At 67.1% G+C, this 4785-nt stretch carries 7 protein-coding genes; 2 read left to right on the plus strand and 5 right to left on the minus strand.

The window, feature by feature from the left end; translation table 11 throughout:
• Window positions 1–13 precede the first annotated feature (13 nt).
• Window positions 14–175, plus strand: a complete 162-nt coding sequence (locus VFG33_RS41355; RefSeq protein WP_414673021.1) for a response regulator transcription factor — start codon at window positions 14–16, stop codon at window positions 173–175.
• 3 nt (window positions 176–178) lie between these two features.
• Here the strand turns inward: VFG33_RS41355 and VFG33_RS39710 are convergent, their stop codons facing one another.
• The 5 genes from VFG33_RS39710 to VFG33_RS39730 form a co-directional block, all read right to left on the minus strand.
• Complete coding sequence (locus tag VFG33_RS39710; protein ID WP_325058208.1) at window positions 179–676, minus strand: DUF7144 family membrane protein; 498 nt, start codon at window positions 674–676, stop codon at window positions 179–181.
• A 2-nt stretch (window positions 677–678) separates the two neighbouring features.
• On the minus strand, window positions 679–1161 hold the full coding sequence (locus VFG33_RS39715) for an RDD family protein (protein WP_325058209.1): 483 nt from the start codon (window positions 1159–1161) through the stop codon (window positions 679–681).
• A gap of 2 nt (window positions 1162–1163) precedes the next feature.
• Entirely contained in the window at window positions 1164–1706 is a 543-nt protein-coding gene (locus VFG33_RS39720) for a hypothetical protein (RefSeq protein WP_325058210.1), read from the minus strand.
• Between the two features lie 59 nt (window positions 1707–1765).
• A complete protein-coding gene (locus tag VFG33_RS39725; RefSeq protein ID WP_524538173.1) occupies window positions 1766–2521 on the minus strand; it encodes a YhjD/YihY/BrkB family envelope integrity protein in 756 nt (251 codons plus the stop codon).
• A 77-nt stretch (window positions 2522–2598) separates the two neighbouring features.
• A complete protein-coding gene (locus VFG33_RS39730) occupies window positions 2599–3687 on the minus strand; it encodes a hypothetical protein (protein WP_325058212.1) in 1089 nt (362 codons plus the stop codon).
• Window positions 3688–3784: 97 nt separating this feature from the next.
• Here VFG33_RS39730 and VFG33_RS39735 point away from each other — a divergent pair.
• Window positions 3785–4785: helicase HerA domain-containing protein (locus VFG33_RS39735; protein WP_325058213.1), on the plus strand; the 1001-nt coding region annotated here is incomplete at its 3' end.

The following is a 4785-nucleotide window of genomic DNA, read 5'->3' on the forward strand; positions in this document are numbered from 1 at the left end:
GTACCTCGCCGAGTTGCTGACCACAGAAGAGATCGCGAGCACCATGTACGTCTCCGTCAACACGGTCCGCAGTCACGTGCGGAGCATCTTGCGCAAGCTGAACGCGTCGCGACGCAACGAGGCCGTCCGGCGGGCGTGGGAACTCGGGCTCCTCCCCTCCCGCCCCGAGGCCTAGTTCTCAGTACGGGATCACGCCGGCTTCGTCCGCGGTCCGCACCTCGCGACCGTGAAAGATCAGCGCCCAGATCACCAGGATGTCGAAGGCGATCATGATCGTGCACCAGAGCGGGTAGGCCGCGAGGAACGCCGTGTTCACCAGCGCACTCAGGACGGACAGGATCACTGCGACGACCCGCGCCCACAGTTGACCGACTAGGAGACAGAATCCGGCCGCCAGGACGACGGCGCCGACGAGCAGGTGGATCCAGGCCCAGGTGGTGTAGTCGAGGTGCACGGCGAGACTCTCCCTCCGGACGAGGTAGTACCGGTCGTTGAACAGGGCAACGAAGCCCTGGAAGACGTGGAAGGCGCCGAGGACGATCATGATCACCGCGGCGAAGATGATCGGACCCACCCAGCCTCGTCGCTCCAGTCCCGGCAGGCGGATCCCGCTCTCCGTCGGTTCGTGCGGTCGCGTGTGCTTCGGTGCCGCGGCGCTCAGGTTGGTGTCCGACATGGTCAGCTCCTCATCGGTGGTCCCGAACGCCAGTCGTAGACGACCGACGTACCCAGTACGAGGTCCTGCAGGGAGCTGTGCCGGCGGCCGCCGGCACACAACAGCAGCCCGATCGGGACCAGTGCGCAGAAGGCAGCCCTCAGCAGCGCGACATGCGGACGCAACCGCGCCCCGTGGCGGCTGACGACCCGCAGGCCCATCACCTGACAGCCGTAGCTCCGGCCGGTAGTCGACCAGGCGACACTGAGGTAGACGACGAGCACGAGCAGCCACGTCCCCACGCTCAGCACTGGTGATGCTTCACTGAATCGAAAGCCTCGTGGGTCAAGCAGGAACAGGAATCCGTTCACGGCCACGTAGCCGGCCAGCAGCAAGACCACTACCACGATCGCGTCGATGATGCCGGCGGTCAGCCGGGTGACCACGCCTGCGTGGCGGCCTTGGTACGGCCGCGCCTCCCGCGGGACGATCGAGTCCGTTCCCATCGTCAGGGTGACGTCATCTCGGGTTCGGCGACCGGACTGCCCTTCCGGCCGATTCGTACCCTCAACCGGCCTACTGCCCGGCCGACGGCCTCGTCACCCGAGATGCCTTGCATGCGGACGCCGCGAACGGTGTCGGAGGCAACGGAACCGGTGGACTGGCGGATGATCTCGGCCAAGTCGACCTCCGCGATCACTCCCTCGGCCAGGCCGGCCAGATCGATCCGCTGCACCACGGCAGTCACCACGCTGGGAACCACCTTGTCCAGCGCAGCGGCCAGTTGCCGCTCCAGGTCGTGACGTCCTCGGCCACCCTTCCGGGCCAGGCCTGCCAGCCAGGTGCCTGCCTGGTAGCGCTCGGCCAGTATCGGCGGCCGCAGGACCACGACAACGACGGGATTGAGGGCGCCGCCGACGCGGCGCCCGACTCTCCGTACGGTGGCCGCGGCCAGCAGGGATGCCCCGACTGCCGCGTCGAGCACGAGTGTCGCTTCCCGGCTCGGCGGCGGCGCGTCAGGCGGGTTCTCGAACTGCTCTGAAGTACCCACGTCGTCCATGATCTGCGTCGCTACCGCAGCGCGGCATCATCCTTGGTGGAGGAACTGCATCAACCAGACAAGGCGAGCCGAGAACGCAGCCGGCGGGCGAACCAGCCCTCGCTGCGATCGAGTTCCGCGCCGACCACGGTCACACTGACGAGGATCAGTGAAACGGCCAGTAGCCATCCGACCAGTGCCAGAGTGACACCGAAGAGGCCGTACCGCTCGCTGTAGGACTCCATCTGCCTCGGCATGTAGATCGTGGACGCGCCTCCGAACACCACGCTGCAGATGCTGGTCAGCACGCCAGTGGGAACAAGGCGCCGCCAGTGGACCCTGTGGTCGAGCAGCAGCCACGGGATGGAGATCCACACCAGCATCCCGGTCAGGATCGAAACCAGGATGCTGAGCAGCCAGTCCATCGGCAGGGCGCGCAGCAGGGTGCGCGCGAGGTAGAGCAGGGCGATCTGCAGCACCAGGGTGCCCAGGCCGAGGAAGGTGTTGAGTGAGCCGCGAACGCCCGCGACAGCCTCCAGCTGCCAGGCGTCCTGGTACATCCGCTGCATCCGGCGGGCGAGCGACACTCCTGAGAAGACCAGGATCACCACGCTCAGCGCACCGACGCTCGATGCACCCACGGGACGCGCGAACACCTCGCTGACGGCATCCGCCGCGTTGCCGCTGAGCTCGAACCTCCGGACGAGAGCCTGCGAGACGACGTCACGGCGGTTCGCCGGAGCGAGGGTCGAGACCAGGAGAAGCAGGGGAATGAGTGCTGTCAGCGCCTGCGAGGCGATCACCATCGCCCGGTCGACACCCTGCAACGCCAGGAAGGAGCCGGCACACCGGCCCGGGAACGTCTGCTCCAGCCGCTGTGTGATCGCCTTGAGTTCCTGGCGAGTCAGCGCTCGGCTCCTGCCCGTTCAGACTGGGCGGCGCGGTAGTCGGCGATCGGGCGGTAGCGGTCGTAGAGGGTGGTGAGAATGCTGAACAGGAAGATGAAGAAGAGCCCGTCCACCAACTGCAGCTGGCCTGGTCCCCGGGACAGCAGCACGTCCGCCAGCACCACCAGCACGACGTTCACCGCGAAGACGACCCCGAACGAGACCGCGGCGGAGTTCCACGAATAGCCGCGCTTCGCCGCCCACAGTCCGATCGCGGCGTTGATCACCACGAAGACCGCGATCCCGAAGAACATCTGCGGGCCGCTCGCCTCGACGCCGGGCAGCACCTCCCCATAGATCACACTGATCAGCCCGATCAGGAAGGTCTTCTCCAGTGTTGTCAGGTCGAACACCTTCCGGTGCGCGGCCTGGTACGCGGCGCGCTCGGAGGCCTCGTCGATTCCCTCGGGCAGCGGGTCGGCGCGGAACTTCCAGGACCAGTCGGCCGGACGCAGCCGTGGAAGGACGACGAAGTACAGGACGGCGAGGAGGGCGAGTACGGCAACGATGAGCGCCGGCAGGAACCAGGACACGTCCCGGATCGTGTCGGTCAGGTCCAGCTTGGCGATGTGGATCCAGTACTCCTGCGGCAGCTTGACGAAGATCCAGATCGCAGCCGCAACGATGACCCAGAACCTGAAGGTGTACCGCAGCGGGTTCCGCCGGGTCCGAACCGTCTCGTAGGCGATGAAGAAGTACTCGAACGTGTTCGGGAACACCAACAGCAGCAGCCGGAGGCCGCTGGCCTCGAAGGCCACGACACCGATCTGCCGGAAGAAGAACAGGAAGCGGCTGATCCGGACCGCCCCCGGATGGGTCCAGTTCCGCAGACTGGCCAGGTACGCGATGGAGAGGTAGAAGACGTCCATCGCCTTGTCGTAGCTCTGGTAGAACGGCGGGTCGTACCCGAAGGTCTGGAAGATCGTCTGGTCGACACCGTCGAGCAGGAGGCAGGCGATGATCGCCGGCAACGGGAACAACGGGATGAACAGGGGCAGCGCGAAGCGCGCGAACACCACACACCAGAACACGACTTCGACACTCATGTCAGAACCCCTCGGTCGAGTGTTGCCTCGTGGCCGCTCAGGTTGATCATCCTCTGTGGGTGAGTCTTCGCCGGATGGACGGTGATAGACGTGCCGGATGGAGCCTGCGCAGTACAAGCCAGACCTGTCGCCGGTCACCGCGCCGCGGGACCCGATCACCGATTTCCGGGCCGCGCGCGGGAGGATCGAGCGCGGCATCCTGCCGCTCGCGAGCTCGGTCGACGGGAGCCGGTTCGAGTTCCAGGCCTCCCTGGACGACCTCGCGCTGCAGGCGGGCGGTCAGGTGATCCTCGAGACCGGCGGGGTCGGCCGCCTCGGACAGGTACTGACGCTCCGGATCGCCCAGGTGGACGTCGCGGAGGTCGAACCGGCTGCTCCGGGGGCCTTCCACATCCGGACCGCACAGGGTGACGGGATCGTTCTCGACGGCCAGGCACTGCCGTTCCACGACGTCGAGATCCGTCCCGCGCAGCCGGACGAGATCCGTGCCTGGTTGATCAGGAGCCGGCCGGCCCACGCGATGCTCGAGATCGGTGAGCAGTTGCTCGCGCCCGGCGTACCGGCCGCGCTCGACGCCGGCGGATTCAACCGGCACACCTTCCTGTGTGGCCAGTCCGGCTCCGGCAAGACGTACTCGCTGGGTGTGGTTCTCGAGCAGTTGCTCGTCGAGACCGGTCTGCGCCTGGTCATTCTCGATCCGAACTCCGACTACGTCCGGCTGGGCGAAACCCGGGCCGGGCTCGACTCCGTGGTCGCGGATCGCTACGCCGCGGCCGCACGCGGCATCGCAGTACGGCGGGGTGGGTCTGGTGCTGACCGGCTCCGGATCCGCCTCGCCGATATCGACCGTGCCGGCCGCGCGGCCCTGCTCCAGCTGGATCCGATCGCCGACCGCCAGGAGTACGCCGCACTGGGCGAACTGTTGGATGCCAGTGAGCACGGTGGCCCGCTGGTCACCAGTCTCGGGGATTTCCGCACCAGCGAACAGCCCGGTGCTCGGGAGCTCGGTCTGCGAGCCGCCAACCTCGGGGTTCTCGACTGGTCGATCTGGGCTCGGGGACAGGCTGGGTCGCTCCTCGAGGAGTTGGAGGACGGCGA

It is taken from the genome of Kribbella sp. (assembly GCF_035687465.1).
In the GTDB taxonomy this organism is placed as follows: domain Bacteria; phylum Actinomycetota; class Actinomycetes; order Propionibacteriales; family Kribbellaceae; genus Kribbella.